The organism is Pseudochelatococcus sp. B33 (assembly GCF_053570585.1).
In genome coordinates, this window is record NZ_JBSEFH010000008.1 from 193,854 (window position 1) to 210,728 (window position 16,875).

Here is a 16,875-nt window from a genome sequence, read left to right on the forward strand (position 1 = left end):
AACATGCCCACGTCCTCCAACCCACCGCTCATTGAGGTCAAAGGCAATCCCCGCGTGCGGGGTCGACAGTATGGCGAACAGGCTGCAGAACGTGTGAAGCTCGGCATCGAGCACTACTCCGCCCAGCTCGACAGATCCGAGATTTCCTGGAAAGACATACGCGAAGTCACGGCGAAGTTCGAGCCGACGATAGCAGCCTTTGCCGAGGACTACCTCGATGAAATGCGTGGCATCGCCGAGGGGGCGGGCGTGGAGTATGGCGGCATCCTCCTGTTGAACGCCCGCACCGAACTGCTGAAGCTGGCGCAGCGCCGCCGGGCCGGCGAACCGATGCCCGATGACCCTGACGGGTGCACCGGCGTCGTCGTGATGCCCCCCGCTTCGACATCCGGCCGACTGATCCATGCTCAGAACTGGGACTGGAAGGCCGAATGCGCCGACACGTCCGTTATTCTCAAAGTCCGCCGCGACGATGGCCCTGACCTCATGACGTTTACGGAGGCCGGAGCGCTCGCTCGCTTCGGCTTCAATTCCGTGGGCATCGCCATCACGGGCAACTATCTCGAATGCGACCGCGACTACCGCAACTTCAGGGTTCCCCTGTCGCTCATTCGCCGCAAGGTGCTCGAGCAAAGCCAATTGGCCCTCGCGATAAAGGCGGCCTACTCAACGCGGAAATCGGCTTCAAACAACATCATCATCAGCCATGCCAACGGCATCGCGATCAATTTCGAATGTGCGCCCGATGAGACTTTTCAGGTTCTCCCCGAGCGCGGCCTGATCGTCCATGCCAACCACTTTCAGAGCCCTGTCGCGCTCACCAAGCTGCTCGATAAAGGCGTCGCGAACATGCCGGACTCTCTTTACCGCGACATCAGGGTCCGTGATCTGCTTGAGCGCCACCATGGATCGATCACGTCCGCGACTGTCAAAACAGCGCTGTTCGACGATTTTGAAACCCCCTTCTCGGTTTGTCGGCCGCCACGGGCGTCGCTGTCGGGCAACAATCAATCGGCAACCGTTGCGATGATTGTTATGGAGCCGGAGCTCGGCACCATGGACGTGGCGATCTTGCCGGCGCTCAACAGGTCCTTCTCCACTTATGAGCTCGACATGGAAGTGAAGCTTCCGACTGCGGAGGTTACCCAACTGTCGTTGGACTGAACACGTCCAGAAGATTTTGGACCACCCGGGTTCGTGGGAAGACGGGGTGATCGCCGCCCATTATTGGTCGCTCAACCCGAACTCATTGGCCATGTGATCTTCTTCTTCAATCGCAGAGAACCACATTCCGATAATCAATCATGGAGATAAGTGAGTACGGACCTTAGGGCGCCGCGCTGGGTCAAATCGTATGGCTCCTTCCTCGCGCGTCGATGGGTTATCGAGAAGGTCGACGCTTGAGCCTCACTTGATATCCAGCCTCGCGATCTTGTCGTCTTCAAGCTGAAAATACATGCGGCCGTTGCCGTTGAAGCCGTTGCCGCGGACTTGCACCGTCACGGCATAGCCTTCGGCGGCAGGGGTTGCACTGACCATCTGAAGGTGGGATTGAACACCGGTGTTGTCGGTCTTGTCCCACGAAGCCACTCCTGCATGTCCTTCGAACTGGCGACCCCAGTCATTCAGGATCGCATCTGGCGTGAAGCATGAGACTACCGCGACGGGGTCGCCGCGATTGCTGCTTTCAAAGAAACGCTGGATAGGGTCAGGTAAGTTCGTCATGTTCTCGCTCACTCTGTTGGAGGCGAAGGATTTCCGCTCGGTTCTTTTGTCGATCATCGCCCAGCGTCGCGGCAAGCGTCGCCGGGCGATGATCGCCTTGGTGCCCGGCTTTGCTGCATCAGCTCGCCGACGCCGAAAGCGCGCCGGGTGATCAGGAGTAGCCGGTTACGAGCCTGTTCCTAGTGAGCCCGTGCGTTCCGGCTCATGACACGCGCCGGCAGACCGTGCGATATCCACCCAGCAACGGAGCCGATGGCGCTCGCGCCGAACAGGTGCGCGATACTCTCGAGCGAAGGTTCGAGGTGCGCCGCGAACCACGCCACCAGGCCCAGGAAATAGCCCAGCAGGTTGTTCATCATGGGCAGGCCGCGCAGCGCTACGACGATCAGCGCAACAACGAACACGACGACCGGAAGCGCGAGGCCGGGACCAGCAATTGACGCCAGCGAGGGAATTGCGAGCGAGGCGAGCAGCCCGATCGCCATGCCCAGACCGACACAGCCGAGGTTCTCGACAGCGTTGCGCGTATCGAGACCGCGCGTGAAGAACGCGATCCAGCCGACGAACATGGCCCAGACGGGCAACGATAATGCCAGGCTGCCGGCTGCCGCGAGCGCTGCGGTGGCAGCCGCCACCACCGTCGTCACGATAAAGCTCTGGCGCGGGGAGGCAATTGAAGCCATTACATTTCTCCTTCAATCGGGGGGCGAGCAGCGCCCATGCCGGCGCGCCGGGCGCCCGACATGGGCGGTCTGGCTCAGGCCTTCTTCGCCGGCTTCAGCAGATCGGACAGGCCGACGCGGTGGAGCATTTCGGCCCGCAGGCGGTCGAGCACGGTGAAGCCGACATCGGCGCCGTCCTCGGTCGGATCGTAGTGGATCCGGAACGGGCGCTCGCCGAAGGGCGTGTCGACGACCTCGGCGATCATCTCGGCGACCGGCGCCGGGTCGGCGTCGTCGGGAACGATCGCGGCAAACGCCTTCTGAACCTGCTCGCCGAACCCGGCATAGGGCCCGGCCTCATATTCGGCGACGCGCGCCTCGTCGGCCGGCCGGCCGGAATGGGCGAAGTGGTTGGTGCCCTTGGTGAAGGCGCCGGGCACGACGATCGTCGTCTCGATGCCCCAGCGGGCGAGTTCGCGAGCATAGAGAACCGCCAACGAGTCCATGCCCGCCTTCGCGGCGAAATAGGGCGCGAGATAAGGCGGCGTGCCGCCGGCCGAGCTGGAACTGGATACCCAGACCAGCAGACCCTCGCGGCGGGCGCGCATATGCGGCAGCACCGCACGGTTGACCCGCTGCGTGCCGAGCACGTTCACGTCGTACTGCTGGGCGAACTGCTCCGGGGTGAAGGCCTCGGCCGGGCCGAACATCATGTGGCCGGCATTGTGGACGACGACGTCGATCCGGCCGCTCTCGGCAATGATCTTCTCCACGGCGGCATTGACCGACGGCTCGGACTGCACATCGAGTTCGATCGGGCGGATGTCACTGCCGGCGATGGCCGACAGCTCGGCAGCGTTTCCGGCATTGCGGCCGGCGACGTCGCGCATCGAGGCATAGACTGTGTGGCCGGCGCGGCCCAGGGCTTCGGCGGTCAGCCGGCCGAAGCCGCTGGAGGAGCCGGTGACGAGAATGATCTTCCTGGACATGGTGAAATTCCTTTCGGGTTCGTCCTCCTCAAGGCGGACGGAGAGAACGGGTTGAGAAGGGGATGATCAGATGATCCCGCCGTTGGCGCGCAGGACCTGACCGTTGATCCAGGCGCCGTCGGGACCAGCGAGGAAGGCGACCGCGTTGGCGATGTCCTCGGGCTGGCCGAGGCGCTCCAGCGGCGCCAGTTTGGTGAGCTGATCGATGACCGCCTGCGGCTTGCCGTCGAGGAAGAGCGCGGTGGCGGTCGGCCCCGGAGCGATGGCATTGACCGTGATGTTGCGGCCGCGCAGCTCCTTCGACAGGACGTGGGTCATCGCCTCGACGCCCGCCTTGGTGGCGGCATAGACGCCATAGGTCGGCTGATAGAGGCCCACGACGCTCGACGACAGGTTGATGATCCGGCCGCCGCTCCGCAGCCGCTGTGCCGCTAGGCGCATGGTGTTGCGCGGGCCCTTGAGGTTGATCGCGACCTGGCTGTCGAACAGCGCGTCGTCGCCGTCGGCGATCGTGGCGAGACGCATGATGCCGGCATTGTTGACGAGGACGTCGACGCCGCCGAACGCGGTCTCGGCCGCGTCCCACATGCGGGCGACGGCAGCGGGATCGCTGACATCGGCCTGGGCGGTCAGGGCCTTGCCACCGGCCTTCTCGATGCTCGCGGCCAGTCCCTCGGCTTCGGCGACATTGCCGGCGTAGTTGATGACGATGGTGAAGCCGTCCTGGGCAAGGCGTTGGGCGATCGCCGCACCGATGCCCCGCGAAGCGCCCGTGACGAGGGCGACCTTGGTGCTGTCACTCATGATGTTTCTCCTTGGTGTTGCGCTTCAGTGCGCGGTGGAAACATGCGCCTCGTGGGCATCCGGATAATCATCCGGAATTGGACATTACTGTTCTGTTCAAACGAACAATGTCAGGGAGGCAGGCGAGGAAATGGACCGGCTGGATGGGATGCGGCTGCGTGCTGCGCTACGGCGCGCTTCCCGATAGTGATCTGGTGGCGAGGACCGTCACCACGCTCAGGCGGATCCCCGCGCCACACCGTGCTATCCTGAGCGCTACGGCGTCCCGTCGCAGCCCGACGACACGATTCGTCATCGCGCCGTCGGAACCCGGACCACCACCGCAGGGAGCCTGACGCCGTTCGAGTTCACTATGATGGCGAGACGCGGCGGATGGACGTCGTCACCCCCTCTCCGTGAGGGTACGGACAGCTTTCGTGACGGTATGCTGCCGGGCCTCGGCCCTTCCGGTCTCGGTGCTCTATCCGACGAGCCGGCAGCTATCGCCGCGCCTGCGCCTGTTCATCGATTGGGCGATAGGCCAGTTCACTGCGCGCGAGGCGATCTCCGATCCCCCCCTGGCGCACTGGCTGACACCTAAGCCAGCGTGAATCTGACCGCTGATATCGACCAGTTCACAGTGGACTGGTCGATCGCGGCGTGAACCGGCGATGAGCCCATCTCGGTCATGATGCCTTCCGCCGCCCTTTGGCCGTCTTTCACGCTCGTCCAGATGAGCATGTCGACGACGAGCCCGTCCTCGCCTTCGCATATGCGGCGGGAGATGAAGCCCGGCTGCTGTTTCAGCCAGGCGTTGATGTCCTCATTGGCGGCGATGAAGGCTTTGATATCGATCCCGTCAGCAAGGCGGAACGTCGTGATCTCGACGGCTTCGGACATGACGACCTCCTTACCTTTGGATCAGATGATGTAGCCGCCGCTGACCTCAATGGACTGGGCGTTGATCCACCGGTTCTGCTCCGAGAGCAGGCTCGCGATCACGCTGCCGACCTCCTCGGGCTCGCCCACGCGGCCCAGCGCCGTCTGGCCCGCAAGCAGTGTCTCGAATTCCTCCGTCAGCCCGCCCCCGAGTTCGGTACGGTGGGCCCCGGCGCGATCGCGTTCGCCCGGATGCCACGCCCCCCGAATTCCTTGGCCTGGTAGCGCGTGAGCACTTCGAGAGCGCCCTTGAAGCTTGCGTAGGGAGCGACACCTGCCGTTGCGACCCGCGTCGTGGCGCTCGACAGGTTGACGATGTGGCCGCCGTCCACCATCAGGGGCAGCAGGGTCTGTGTGAGGAAGAACGGCCCTTTCAGATGCACCCGGAAAAGCCCGTCGAACTCCTCTTCGCTGACCGTCTCGATCGGCGCGTACAGGCCATAGCCGGCATTGTTGACGAGGTAGTCGAAATCCGTGCGCGCCCAGATGGTTTCCAGGGTGCTTTTCACCGCATCCCGGAAGGCGGGAAACGACGCAATCTCGGTGACGTCCAGACGAAGCGCGACGGCCCTCCCGCCAAGCGCCGCGATGCGCGCCACAACAGCATGGGCGTGCTGGCCGTTGGCGTTGTAGGTCAGGATGACTGACGCCCATCCCCGCCTTCGCACACGCGACTGCGGTCGCCGCCCCAATGCCGCGGCTGCCGCCGGTAATCACAACTATCTTCATTGACGCCTCGCCCACTCGTTCGCGAGGACGGTAAGGTGGCCAGCGGGACGACGCTCACCCGATTCTGCCTCATCCTTGCCTATTTCTGCTTTTCGCTTGATCGTCGGCCACCGCCATGACATTTCTCGAAAAGATGGATGCGCAGCTTCAGGAACTCAGACGACTGGCGGCCCACGCCGAGAACCGGCGAACGGAGACCGGTATTCCGCGCGTCGCTTCACGAAGCCACTCCGGGTCAACGACCTCGCCAGGATGGCATCACTGAGCGTCTCCGCCTTCCACCGCCATTTCAAGGCGGTCACGACACTGAGCCCGCTGCAGTATCAAAAGCGGATACGGCTGCTCGAAGCACGTTCGCTCCTGATTTCAGGCGCTGGCACCGCGACGTCGGTCGCCTTCTCGGTCGGCTACGAGAGCCCGACCCAGTTCACACAGGAATATGCCCGCCTCTTCGGACGACCGCCATCCAAGGACGCAGCCCAACTGCGCGAGCATGCGCATTGAGCCGAGCATGCCCATTGAGCGTTGTGGCGTCAGAGGTCAGGCCGGTCTTCCTTGCAAATTCCGAAATGAGCATCTCCCGACCCATTGACTATGGACTATGCTCCATAGCTATACGAGGTGCTTGTCAAGAAACGGAGACCAAGAAACGGAGACAATGAATGGCAAGCGCCGCACAGGATACAACGCGCACCGAAGGCAGTTCCAGGGACAGCCGCTCGGCGGCACGGCCAACGGTCGCCGTGGTCGGCGCCGGCGCCATGGGCGTCGTTACCGGCTATCATTTTCATCTCGCTGGCGCTCAGGTGGTCTTCGTTGTCAAACCTGAGCGGCTTGAAGATACGCCTTCAGCCGTCACCCTCTATTCCTATGACGATGCGTCTCTGAAGGATTTTTTGTCCTTCGATGTCATCGGCGGCCCCAGGGGGCTAGGCGGCATTGCCCCTGATTTCGTCATTCTCACACCGGATGGCGCGGCGCTGGCGAGCGAAGCCGGACGCGCCATGTTGCGCGAGCTTGGTGAGGCCATCCGCGATCGGCAATCCATTGTCGTCGTGGGCGCGGTCGGCATAGGTGTGCGAGATCTCGTCATCGCCGAGACGGCACTTTCGGATGACCGCGTCATCGCAGGTCTCTTCGCCATGCTGGCGCATCAGGTGGATGGCTTCGATCTGCCAATCCACCCTCCCACGGATGCGGCTCTGCTTGCGCAAGCCGACTTTGCTTACCGCCATCTCAATGAGGGGGGCTTCCTGCTTGAGACCCGCCACCCGCGTGTCGCCGCGCAATTCGTACAGCTCTACGATCGATGCGGCATTGCCAGGTGCTTCACGGCTACCCCGGAGCACTTCGCGATGATGATTCACGAAAGCGCGCCGATCAATTTGCTCGTCGGCCTCGGCCTGCCGATCACCGATATTGCGGCGGAAGACGGTGAACTGTGGACGCTTACAATCGACGCGATGCGCGCCATTCTCGGGCTGTCCGAGCACGGCAGCGCGGGTGCCCTCGCAGCAAAGGCCCTGACGTCCGAGAGCGTCCTGGCGACCCAGAGGGCTCTGGAGGCGGCAGCATCACCCCTCGACTACGTTGCGTTCAATGCCCGCCATCATGGCGTGAAAGTGCATGCGGCCGATGTTGCCATGATGCGCGGCTGCATCGCCCAAGGAGAGGCGGAGGGCCGCGACATGACTGCGGCGCGGCAGCTATTGCGACGGCTCGCATCAGCCGCGACTTAGCTATTGACCATGGACCCATGTCCGCTCGGGAACCGCCAATCCGGACGACCGCGTCCTCGCGAGACTCACAATAAGGTAAAATAATCGATGCAGATTGAAGGAAGCGTTGCCCTCGTCACCGGGGCAAGTCGGGGCATAGGCCGGGAGTATGTTCGCGCGCTGCTCGACCGAGGAGCCAGGAAGGTCTATGCGACGGCGCGGAACCCCGCCGACATTGATATCCAAGGCGTCGATATCCAAGGCGCCGAGTACCTTGCGCTCGATATCACCAGTCGCCAGCAGATCGAGGCCGCCGCTGCGGTCGCGGCCGATACGACGATCCTGATCAACAATGCCGGAATCGCGACCAACCAGAGCCTTGTGTTTGGCGACATGGATCTGATCCGGCTCGAAATGGACACTCACTTCTACGGCCTTCTCGGCATGGTGCGCGCGTTCTCGCCGATCCTTGAGAGGAATGGCGGGGGCGCGATCGTCAACATGCTGTCCGTGACGTCATGGTTCAGCTATCCGGGCGCCGAAGCCTATTCGGCGGCGAAAGCCGCCGCCTGGAGCCTGACCAACAGCATTCGCCTCGAACTCGCAAGCCAGAACACCCTCGTTGTGGGCGTGCAGCTCGGCGCCACCGACACGGATATGATGAAGGGTATCGACATGCCCAAGAACGATCCCGCGAACGTCGCCCATGCCGCGCTCGACGCAATCGAGGCCGGCGAATGGGAAGTGCTGGCCGACGACATGACACGGCAGGTCAAGGGCGCTCTTTCGGCCAACCCGAAGGTACTTTACGCAGACCTCATGAAATAAGCAGGCATCCTGGCAATAAGCCAGGAGCGCCATCCGGTCCCACGGCCCGATCACAGTCAGGATCCGATCACGCCTGTCCGGCGTCCGACGATCCCGGTCATCAGCACCAGCGCCGCCTCGAGCGCACGGAGCTGGCCAACCAGACGGGCTACGATATGGACGATCGCCTTGAGCTCGGCCGGGGTGATGCCGCAAGCGACCGCGGCGCGGGTATGCTCGCGAAGCTGCCGGGGACTGCCTACTGCAGCGACCACCGCGAGCATTGTCAGCTGCCGCTCACGGGTTCCGAGCGCGCCGGGGTCGTCGCCAAGATTGTCGGAGACCGACCGGCGCGCCGTCAGGGTCGGAAAAGTCTCCTTCATGAGTTCGAACAGGACGTCCTCATCGAGCGTGTCCTCGTCGTGCAGCTCATCGGACGGAAGGCCTGCCGCTTCATCTGCGAGGAGGTGGGAAGGAGAAAGGCCGACGGAGGGCGTATGATAATCGAATGCGTCGTTGAGTTTCATGGCGTCCTCGATATCGCTTGAGTTGTCGAATGAGTACCTTGCGCGAAGGATAAGCAGAACCTTCCCGAAGGTTTAGACGGAATGGCCGCGAAGAGCTTTTCAGCCCAGCTTAAGAATGGTCTGCAACCACACCATAAGCGCGACCGTCATCTCGGTGCGGGTCGACTTTACGCCGACCCGCGGATCGAAACGCATGCAAGAGTTATCGCGCCCGTCGCCGAAGATGTCCCGCCGAGGGTCTGCACCGGTCGCTCGACCAGCTGCCGACCGTCATTCTGCCGGCACCGGCGCCGTGTCGGCAAATGCCCCGGATGTGCCGCCGTGGTGCGCCAGGGGCCGGTTGCCGCTGAGCCTGCGGAGCAGCACGTAAAAGACCGGTGTCAGCACGAGCCCGAACAGCGTTACCCCCAGCATCCCGCTGAAGACGGTCACACCCATCACGCGGCGAACCTCCGAACCGGCGCCGGACGACAGGACCAGCGGGATGACACCCATGATGAAGGCGCAGGAGGTCATCAGGATCGGCCGCAAGCGCAGCCGCGCAGCCTCTAGCGCGGCCTCGAAGGGCGTGCGCCCGGCAAACTCCAGCTCCCGCGCGAACTCGACGATCAGGATCGCATTCTTCGCCGAGAGGCCGATCAGGACGACGAGGCCGATCTGCGTGAAGATGTTGTTGTCGCCCCCCGTCAGCCAGATGCCGGCGAGTGCGGAGAAGGCGGCCATCGGCACGATCATCAGGATCGAGATCGGCAGGACCAGGCTCTCGTAGAGCGCCGCCAGCACCATGAAGACCAGGATCAGCGCCAGCGGGAAGATCCAGACGCCGTTGTTGCCGGTGAGGATCTGCTGATAGGTGAGATCGGTCCATTCGAAGCTGATGCCGGGTGGCAGCGTCTCGGCCGCCACCCGTTCGATGGCAGCCTGAGCCTGTCCGGACGAATAGCCTGCCGCCGCCGTCCCGCTCACGTCGGCGGTGGGAAAGCCGTTATAGCGCATCGCGCGTTCCGGGCCGGAGCTTTGGCGGATGGTCATCAGCGCCGCCAGAGGGATCATCTCGCCCGACGCCGAACGGACCCTGAGCGCTCCCAGATCTTCCATAGACGCGCGGAACGGGGCATCCGCCTGCGCGCGCACCGTATAGGTGCGACCGAACTGCGTGTAATCGTTGACATAGAAGCTGCCGAGATAGACCTGCAGCGTGCTGAAGACATCGGGGATCGCCACGCCGAGCTGGCGCGCCCGTTCGCGGTCCACGTCGGCTTCGATCTGGGGCACGTTGATCTGGAAGGACGAAAACATGCCGCTCAATTCGGGTTGCTGGGCCGCGCGCTCGAGGAAAGCCCTTACCGTGCTATCCAGTGCGGCATAGCCGAGCGCACCACGATCCTCGATCTGCAACCGGAATCCGCCCGTCGCGCCAAGGCCGCGCACAGGCGGCGGCGGGAAGATGACGATCCGCGCGTTGTCGATTTGCGTGAACGCCCTGTTCAGCCGATCGCGGATCGCGGCAGCGCTCTGATCGGCCCCCCGCCGCTCATCAAACGGCTTCAGGTTGATGAAGGCGATGCCCGCATTGGTGCTGTTGAGCTGGCCGTTCACGGAAAGACCGGGGAACGCGAGGGACGCGCGCACGTCCGGATCCTCCAGGGCGATCTCGGTCATCTGGCGGACGACCTCGTCGCTGCGATCCAGCGTCGCCCCGTCGGGCAGCGTCGCGCTCGCGATCAGGTAGGTGCGATCCTGCTGGGGCACGAAGCCGCCCGGCACGGCGTTGAACAGCACGGCCGTCGCGACGACGAGCCCTCCATAGACCGACATGATCGCAAGCCGCCGGCCAAGCAGATGCCTGACGCCGACCTCATAGCGCTCGCCCGCCCGGTGAAAGCCCCGGTTGAACCAGCCGAAGAACCGTCCGAAGACCCGCTCCAACTGCCGCGTCAACCAATCCTTCGGCGCATCGGGCGCCCGCAGAAGGAGGGCCGCCAACGCGGGAGACAGGGTCAGAGAGTTGATCGCGGAGATCACCGTCGAGATGGCGATCGTCATGGCGAACTGGCGATAGAACTGCCCCGTGAGCCCGGAGGTGAAGGCCAGCGGGACGAACACGGCGACGAGCACCAGCGCGATGGCAATGATCGGGCCGGTCACCTCGCGCATGGCCCGCAGCGCGGCGTCCTTGGGGCTCAGGCCGCCCTCGATGTTGCGCTCGACATTCTCGACCACGACGATCGCGTCATCGACCACGATGCCGACAGCGAGAACCAGGCCGAAGAGTGTCAGCGCATTGATCGAGTATCCCAGCAGTGCCATCACCGCGAAGGTCCCGACGATGGAAACCGGAACCGCGATCAAGGGAATGATCGAAGCCCGCCACGTCTGAAGGAAAAGGATCACGACGAGGACGACCAGCAGCACCGCCTCGAACAGCGTGTCGACCACCGCCTCGATCGAGGCGACGACGAACTGGGTCGGATCGAAGACGATGCGATAGTCGACGCCGTCCGGCATCGTCTGCTTCAGCTCCTCCATCACCGCGCGGACCTGCCGGCCGATCTCGACCGTGTTCGAGCCCGGTGCCTGGAGAACGAACAGCGCCGCCGCCGGCTGGTTGTCCATGTGTGCCCGCACGGCATATTCCGCCGAGCCCAGTTCGACACGCGCCACATCCCGGAGCCGTGTGATCGCGCCGTTTTCGCCCGTGCGGACGATGATGTTGCCGAATTCCTCGGGGTTGCGCAGTCGACCGCGCACATTGACGGTGAGCTGGGTCCGCACGCCCTCGGCCGAAGGCGTTGCGCCGAGCGCGCCGCCGGCCGCCTCGACATTCTCGTTGCGGATCGCATTGACGACATCGGTGGCCGACAGGCCCCGCTCCGCCACCCGCTCGGGATCGAGCCATATCCGCATCGAATAGTCGCCGGCGCCGCGGATCATGACCTGACCCACGCCGCGGATGCGGGCGAGGCGATCACGCACATGCAACAGCGCGTAATTGTGCAGGTAGTTCATGTCGTATTGCTCACCCGGCGAGAACAGGTGCACGGTCAGCGTCAGGTCCGGGGTGCTCTTGATCGTGGTGACGCCCAGCCGACGCACCGCTTCCGGCAGGCGCGCCTCCGCCTGCTGGACGCGGTTCTGGACGAGCTGCGTGGCAAGGTCCGGATTCGTGCCGAGTTCGAAGGTGACGACGAGCGTCATGAGGCCGTCCGTCGTCGCCTGGCTGCTCATGTAGAGCATGTTCTCGACGCCGTTCACGGCCTCTTCGATCGGTGTCGCCACGGTTTCCGCAATCACCGCCGGACTGGCGCCGGGATAGCGTGCCGTGACGATGACGGTCGGCGGCACCACCTCGGGATACTCGGAGACCGGCAGATTGGGGATGGCGATCAGCCCGGCGATGAAGATGAGCGCCGACAGCACGCCCGCGAAGATCGGCCGGTTGATGAAGAAGGGTGCGATGTTCATGGCATCACCTCGCGTCGGCGGTCATGGACGTGGTGCGGGGCTCCACCTGGACGCCGGGCCGCAGCCGCTGAAGATTCGAAACCACGATCCGCTCACCGGGCTGAAGGCCTGACGTGACGACACGCATCCCGTCGAGCGATTGGCCGAGCTGGACCTCCCGATAGGCGGTCTGGTTGTCCTGTCCGAGGACGAGGACGAAGCGACGGCTCTGATCCGTGCCGATCGCCTCTTCGGGAACCAGGAGCGACGGCTCCGGCTGTGCCCTGCCGAGACGGACGCGGGCGAACTGCCCCGGCGTGAGAGCCCCCTGAGGGTTGGATAGGGTCGCGCGCAGCCGCACGGTCCCGGCTCGCGCGTCGACGCGGTTATCGACGAGCTGCAGCGATCCCTCGACGGGAGCGGCGAAGCCATCAAACTCCGCGCTCACGGGAATAGCGCCGATGCGGGAACGATCACCCCCAATGTCGGCGAGAGCACGGCTGACCGTGTTCTGATCAGCCTCGAATGCAGCGTAGATCGGATCGACCGACAGAATGGAAGCGAGCACCGGCGCATTCGGCCCTGCATCGACAAGATTGCCGACCGTGATCTCGCGCCGGCCGATCCTCCCGGAGATAGGCGCCCGAACCTGCGTGTAGGAGAGCGCCAATTCCGCGCTGCGAAGCGCGGCGCGCGCCATCGCCAGATTGGCCACGGCCTCCTCCGCGGCATTCGTGCGCTGATCCCGGTCCCGCGCGGAGATCGCATTCGACCCGACCAGACGGTCGGCGCGATCGGCCTCGGCGCGGGTGAAGCGGACCCGCGCTTCCGCTGCGGCGACCTGCGCTCCAAGTCGCTCGACCTCTGCGCGGTATGGCTCGGGATCGATCTCGACGAGCAGATCGCCCTGCTGCACGAGCGATCCTTCCACGAAGTGGATCGCGCTGATCGCGCCCGACACCCTGGCCCGGACATCGACCGCCTCGACCGGTTCCAGCCGCCCCGAGAAGTCCTGCCAGAGCGGGACGTCGAATTGCTGCACTGTCGTCACGGCCGCCGATATCGGCGCCACGGCATTGGATTGAGATTGGGCGCGTGCGCCCGGATCGGCGGCGTCAAAGAGGGTTGCGCCGCCACCGACGGCGAGAACACTGAGAGTCGTCAAAAGGGCAGCGCCCTTCCATCGCTGAATAGGCATGTTTGGTCTCCACGGTCGAGTTGTCGATCAAAAGGCGCTGTCGCGCTTTTCTTCGGTATGCCGTGGTTGGGTATGCCGTGGTTGCTGGCCCGCGATAATACGCACAATCGAGCAAGAGCTTTTAAGCAGAACAGGACAGTGGGGCAACCTCCAAAGCTGCGCCGGGAGTGCGGCTGGCTCAAGTTCAGTTAGCTCAGGTTCACTTGGCTCAGGTTCGCTTGGCTCAAGTGTGCTTGGCTCAAGTGCGCTTGGCTCATTTTGAAGTCGCGCTTTAAAGCCTGTTCCCCGTTGCCCCGGTTATCATCCCAAAGCCGCCTCAGTATCTTCCGGAATGAATGATGAGAGGATCCTGGCCTCGCCACGTCGTCGGCTTCTCGCCGCCGGGCTGAGCCCTCGCAATACATGTGATTGAGATGATGTCGTCCCTCACCTTGCTCCGGTCCCACGTCTTGCCGCTTGGCGGACGCCTGCGGCGCGCCATGTTTCCGGCGACGAAGGCGTCAGGGACGCCATCGCGCGACACTGAAGCCAACGCGCCCATGCCGATGCTCTCGGTGATGCGCTTCATCGCCGGCTATTGGCGCCGCCGTGCGCGCCTGTTCCTGACGGGACTGGCCGTCTCGCTGCTGGCCACCGTCTTCGATCTCGCCTTGCCCTGGGCCTCGGCGGCGCTCGTCGATGCGATCGCCTCGGGCCCGTCATCCGTCGAGGATGTCTGGCACGCTTGGGTGATTTTCATCGCCATGTTCCTGGGATTCGCGCTCGCGCGGAACCTCGCCCATCGCTTGTGGATTCCGGTCGCGGCCCGAAACATGGAGGAGCTGGCCAATGAGACCTTCGCGAAGGTCCAGACTTTGCCAGCGGCCTGGCACGCATCTGCCTTCGCCGGCGGTGTCGTCCGTCGCGTCAGCCGTGCCATGTGGGGCTATGACGAGGTCACCGATGCGCTGACGATCCGCGTCGGTCCCTCGCTGCTGGTTCTGGGCGGCCTGGCCGTGATGCTGATGATGCGCAGCCTGCTCGCGGGAGCCATCGCCCTTGTCGCGATCATCCTCTTCGCGGTGCTCAACCTCGTCGTCACCGCCCGCTATGTTCGCCCCGCCAATCAACGCTCCAACGAGCTTGACGCTACGATGAACGCGACCGTCGCCGACGCGCTCGCGGGAAACGCCGTCGTCAAGGGGTTCGCTTCCGAGCCCCGGGAGCTGGAGAGGTTCGCGGCCGATACGGCACACTGGCGCACATCGGCCATGCGCACCTGGGCCCGGTTCGTCGATCTCGGGATCATGCAGAACCTCGTGCTTCTGCTCTTGCAGGCGGGCGTGACCGGCATGATGGTCGAGGCTTGGCTCACAGGGCGCGCCTCGCCCGGCGACGTTGCTTTCGCCATCACCGCCTTCATCCTGATGAGCGGCTATCTGCGCAATCTGGGTGACAATGTCCGCGAGCTGTTGAAAGGGCTCGACGATACGGCCGATGCGCTGCGCTTCGTCCAGGCGAAGGGGGAGCCAATGGAGGAGAACGCACCGGACCTCGTCGTCTCCGGCGGGGCTGTGGCATTCGAAGGCGTGTCCTTCGCCTATGGCGATAGCCACCGATCCGTGTTCGAGAACCTGAACCTGTCGATCGAGGCAGGCGAAAGCGTTGCGATCACAGGCGAGAGCGGTTCGGGCAAGTCGACGCTCATCAAGCTTCTGCACCGCCTCTATCCGCTTGGCGCGGGGAGGATCCTGATCGACGGCCAGGACATCGCCAGGGTCTCCCTCTCGTCGCTCCGCCGCGCCGTCGCGGTGGCGCCCCAGGAACCGACGCTCTTTCATCGGTCCATCCGCGACAACATCGCCTATGGCCGGCCGGACGCCACGCTGGCCGAGATCGAACATGTCGCGCGCATAGCCTGCGCCGACGGTTTCATCGCGCGTCTTCCGGCCGGATACGATACGCTCGTCGGGGAGCGCGGGGTCACGCTGTCGGGCGGCGAGCGCCAACGGATCGTCCTGGCGCGGGCGTTGCTCCCCCGGACGCCGCTCCTGATCCTGGACGAGGCGACCTCAGCGCTCGATCGCGAAACTGAGGCGCAGGTCCTGCGCAATCTCGCGGCCTTGCCCGATCGGCAGACACGCATCGTCATCGCTCACCGGCCCGCGTCCATCGCGAGCGCCGGACGCGTCATCCAGATCGTCAACGGCCGATCGGTCCCAGACACATCGGCCGATAGCACGGCCCGCGTGCCGGCGCGGCCGAGCCCGTTCAGCAAGCCGGGGAATAGCTCAAGCGGGCGCAATGCTCCGTTCCGCGCCAGCGTATAGCAATGCGCTCGATCCGGCCCTTGCGCCCGTGGATCGCAGGAAATCGATAAACACCCGGAGCTTGGCGGGCACGCGACGACGGTCAGGATAGTAGATGTGGAGATCGTCGAAGCGCGGGCTCCAGTCGGAAAGTACGCGGACGAGTTCGCCGCTATCGAGAAAGCGTTCGATATAGCCGTTGATCATATAGGCGATGCCCAGACCATCGAGCGCGCTTTGCACCAGCGCTTCGGAGTCGTTGATGATCAGGCGCCCGTTCGGCACCATCTCCATGGTTTCGCCGTCCTTGGCGAACTCCCATCGTTCGATCTGCCCCGTGGTGACATGCCGGAACTGGATGCAGTCGTGGTGCTGCAGATCCCGGGGATGGACAGGCGTGCCGCGACTGGCGAGATAGGCGGGAGAAGCGATCATATGGGCGCTGATCGGAGGCCCGATCCGTAGCGCAATCATGTCCTTCTCCAGCAGGTCCCCAAACCGGATGCCGGCGTCGAAGCCCCTGCCGACAATGTCGACCAGGGCATTGTCGATCACGACCTCGACCGAGATCTTCGGATAGCGTTCGAAGAACGCCGGCAGGATCGGCTGCAGGATGATCATGTAGGCCGCCCGCGGAACATTGAGACGCAACGAGCCGGATGGCTGATCAGCGTGCTCGCCAAGCTCCTCGGTTGCGGCGGCCAGCTCCTCGACGCAAGGCAATATGCGCTCGAAATAGCGCTGGCCCGCTTCCGTCAAGCTCACGCTTCGCGTCGTGCGATTGAACAGCGGAAAGCCGAGCCGATGCTCGAGATTGCGGACCGCCTGACTCACCGCGGACGGCGAGATGCCGAGCCGCACGGCCGCGGCCGAGAAGCCCGATTCCTGTGCCACCGCGACGAAGACGGCCAGCCCCTCGAACTGATCCTGGCGAAGCATGCTGCGACTCCGATATTATGCGGGCTGGTTTATGAATGAACGGAAATTGCCTCTGATTATTATGAAATCAAAGACCGGAGTCCAGATACCGCCGGCTGCTTTCTGAAGCGAGGCTTCAAAGCGATTG

At 64.0% G+C, this 16,875-nt stretch carries 17 protein-coding genes and 1 pseudogene; 7 read left to right on the forward strand and 11 right to left on the reverse strand.

Annotated elements, in window-relative coordinates; translation table 11 throughout:
• Positions 1-3: 3 nt before the first annotated feature.
• Entirely contained in the window at positions 4-1,164 is a 1,161-nt protein-coding gene (locus tag ACUSIJ_RS11110) for a C45 family autoproteolytic acyltransferase/hydolase (RefSeq protein ID WP_449308502.1), read from the forward strand.
• Between the two features lie 243 nt (positions 1,165-1,407).
• Here ACUSIJ_RS11110 and ACUSIJ_RS11115 read toward each other — a convergent pair whose 3' ends face one another.
• On the reverse strand, positions 1,408-1,725 hold the full coding sequence (locus ACUSIJ_RS11115; protein ID WP_449308452.1) for a nuclear transport factor 2 family protein: 318 nt from the start codon (positions 1,723-1,725) through the stop codon (positions 1,408-1,410).
• Here ACUSIJ_RS11115 and ACUSIJ_RS11120 point away from each other — a divergent pair.
• On the forward strand, positions 1,724-1,876 hold the full coding sequence (locus tag ACUSIJ_RS11120; protein WP_449308453.1) for a hypothetical protein: 153 nt from the start codon (positions 1,724-1,726) through the stop codon (positions 1,874-1,876). The genes ACUSIJ_RS11115 and ACUSIJ_RS11120 overlap by 2 nt on opposite strands.
• 28 nt (positions 1,877-1,904) lie before the next feature.
• Here the strand turns inward: ACUSIJ_RS11120 and ACUSIJ_RS11125 are convergent, their stop codons facing one another.
• From ACUSIJ_RS11125 to ACUSIJ_RS11135, 3 genes are all read right to left on the reverse strand, one after another.
• Positions 1,905-2,408 (reverse strand): DUF1097 domain-containing protein, encoded by a 504-nt coding sequence (locus tag ACUSIJ_RS11125; protein ID WP_449308454.1) that lies wholly within the window; start codon positions 2,406-2,408, stop codon positions 1,905-1,907.
• A gap of 74 nt (positions 2,409-2,482) precedes the next feature.
• A complete protein-coding gene (locus tag ACUSIJ_RS11130; protein WP_449308455.1) occupies positions 2,483-3,376 on the reverse strand; it encodes an SDR family oxidoreductase in 894 nt (297 codons plus the stop codon).
• A 66-nt stretch (positions 3,377-3,442) separates the two neighbouring features.
• On the reverse strand, positions 3,443-4,180 hold the full coding sequence (locus tag ACUSIJ_RS11135; protein ID WP_449308456.1) for an SDR family oxidoreductase: 738 nt from the start codon (positions 4,178-4,180) through the stop codon (positions 3,443-3,445).
• 416 nt (positions 4,181-4,596) lie between these two features.
• Here ACUSIJ_RS11135 and ACUSIJ_RS11140 point away from each other — a divergent pair, with 416 nt between their 5' ends.
• A complete protein-coding gene (locus ACUSIJ_RS11140) occupies positions 4,597-4,770 on the forward strand; it encodes a hypothetical protein (RefSeq protein ID WP_449308457.1) in 174 nt (57 codons plus the stop codon).
• Here the strand turns inward: ACUSIJ_RS11140 and ACUSIJ_RS11145 are convergent.
• Positions 4,757-5,059, reverse strand: coding sequence for a hypothetical protein (locus tag ACUSIJ_RS11145; RefSeq protein WP_449308458.1), 303 nt, complete (start codon positions 5,057-5,059; stop codon positions 4,757-4,759). The genes ACUSIJ_RS11140 and ACUSIJ_RS11145 overlap by 14 nt on opposite strands.
• A 21-nt stretch (positions 5,060-5,080) precedes the next feature.
• Positions 5,081-5,827 (reverse strand): annotated as a pseudogene (locus tag ACUSIJ_RS11150) (SDR family NAD(P)-dependent oxidoreductase).
• Positions 5,828-6,079: 252 nt separating this feature from the next.
• Between ACUSIJ_RS11150 and ACUSIJ_RS11155 the strand changes: the two are divergent.
• The 3 genes from ACUSIJ_RS11155 (at position 6,080) to ACUSIJ_RS11165 (ending at position 8,373) form a co-directional block, all read left to right on the forward strand.
• Positions 6,080-6,331: a helix-turn-helix transcriptional regulator gene (locus ACUSIJ_RS11155; protein WP_449308459.1), complete on the forward strand. Its 252-nt coding sequence runs from the start codon at positions 6,080-6,082 to the stop codon at positions 6,329-6,331.
• 158 nt (positions 6,332-6,489) lie between these two features.
• Positions 6,490-7,566: a 2-dehydropantoate 2-reductase N-terminal domain-containing protein gene (locus ACUSIJ_RS11160; RefSeq protein ID WP_449308460.1), complete on the forward strand. Its 1,077-nt coding sequence runs from the start codon at positions 6,490-6,492 to the stop codon at positions 7,564-7,566.
• 87 nt (positions 7,567-7,653) lie between these two features.
• Complete coding sequence (locus ACUSIJ_RS11165; protein WP_449308461.1) at positions 7,654-8,373, forward strand: SDR family oxidoreductase; 720 nt, start codon at positions 7,654-7,656, stop codon at positions 8,371-8,373.
• Between the two features lie 56 nt (positions 8,374-8,429).
• On the opposite strand, the gene ACUSIJ_RS11170 is transcribed toward ACUSIJ_RS11165, so the two are convergent.
• From ACUSIJ_RS11170 to ACUSIJ_RS11185, 4 genes are all read right to left on the reverse strand, one after another.
• Positions 8,430-8,879, reverse strand: a complete 450-nt coding sequence (locus ACUSIJ_RS11170) for a carboxymuconolactone decarboxylase family protein (protein ID WP_449308462.1) — start codon at positions 8,877-8,879, stop codon at positions 8,430-8,432.
• Between the two features lie 270 nt (positions 8,880-9,149).
• A complete protein-coding gene (locus ACUSIJ_RS11175) occupies positions 9,150-12,344 on the reverse strand; it encodes an efflux RND transporter permease subunit (protein ID WP_449308463.1) in 3,195 nt (1,064 codons plus the stop codon).
• A 4-nt stretch (positions 12,345-12,348) separates the two neighbouring features.
• Positions 12,349-13,521 carry an efflux RND transporter periplasmic adaptor subunit gene (locus ACUSIJ_RS11180; RefSeq protein ID WP_449308464.1) on the reverse strand — a complete coding sequence of 391 codons (1,173 nt, stop codon included), beginning with the start codon at positions 13,519-13,521 and terminating at the stop codon, positions 12,349-12,351.
• A 188-nt stretch (positions 13,522-13,709) separates the two neighbouring features.
• Positions 13,710-13,925, reverse strand: coding sequence for a pentapeptide repeat-containing protein (locus ACUSIJ_RS11185; RefSeq protein ID WP_449308465.1), 216 nt, complete (start codon positions 13,923-13,925; stop codon positions 13,710-13,712).
• Between the two features lie 9 nt (positions 13,926-13,934).
• Here ACUSIJ_RS11185 and ACUSIJ_RS11190 point away from each other — a divergent pair, with 9 nt between their 5' ends.
• Positions 13,935-15,830: an ABC transporter ATP-binding protein gene (locus ACUSIJ_RS11190; RefSeq protein WP_449308466.1), complete on the forward strand. Its 1,896-nt coding sequence runs from the start codon at positions 13,935-13,937 to the stop codon at positions 15,828-15,830.
• Here ACUSIJ_RS11190 and ACUSIJ_RS11195 read toward each other — a convergent pair.
• Entirely contained in the window at positions 15,792-16,748 is a 957-nt protein-coding gene (locus ACUSIJ_RS11195; RefSeq protein WP_449308467.1) for a LysR family transcriptional regulator, read from the reverse strand. The genes ACUSIJ_RS11190 and ACUSIJ_RS11195 overlap by 39 nt on opposite strands.
• Between the last annotated feature and the right edge of the window lie 127 nt (positions 16,749-16,875).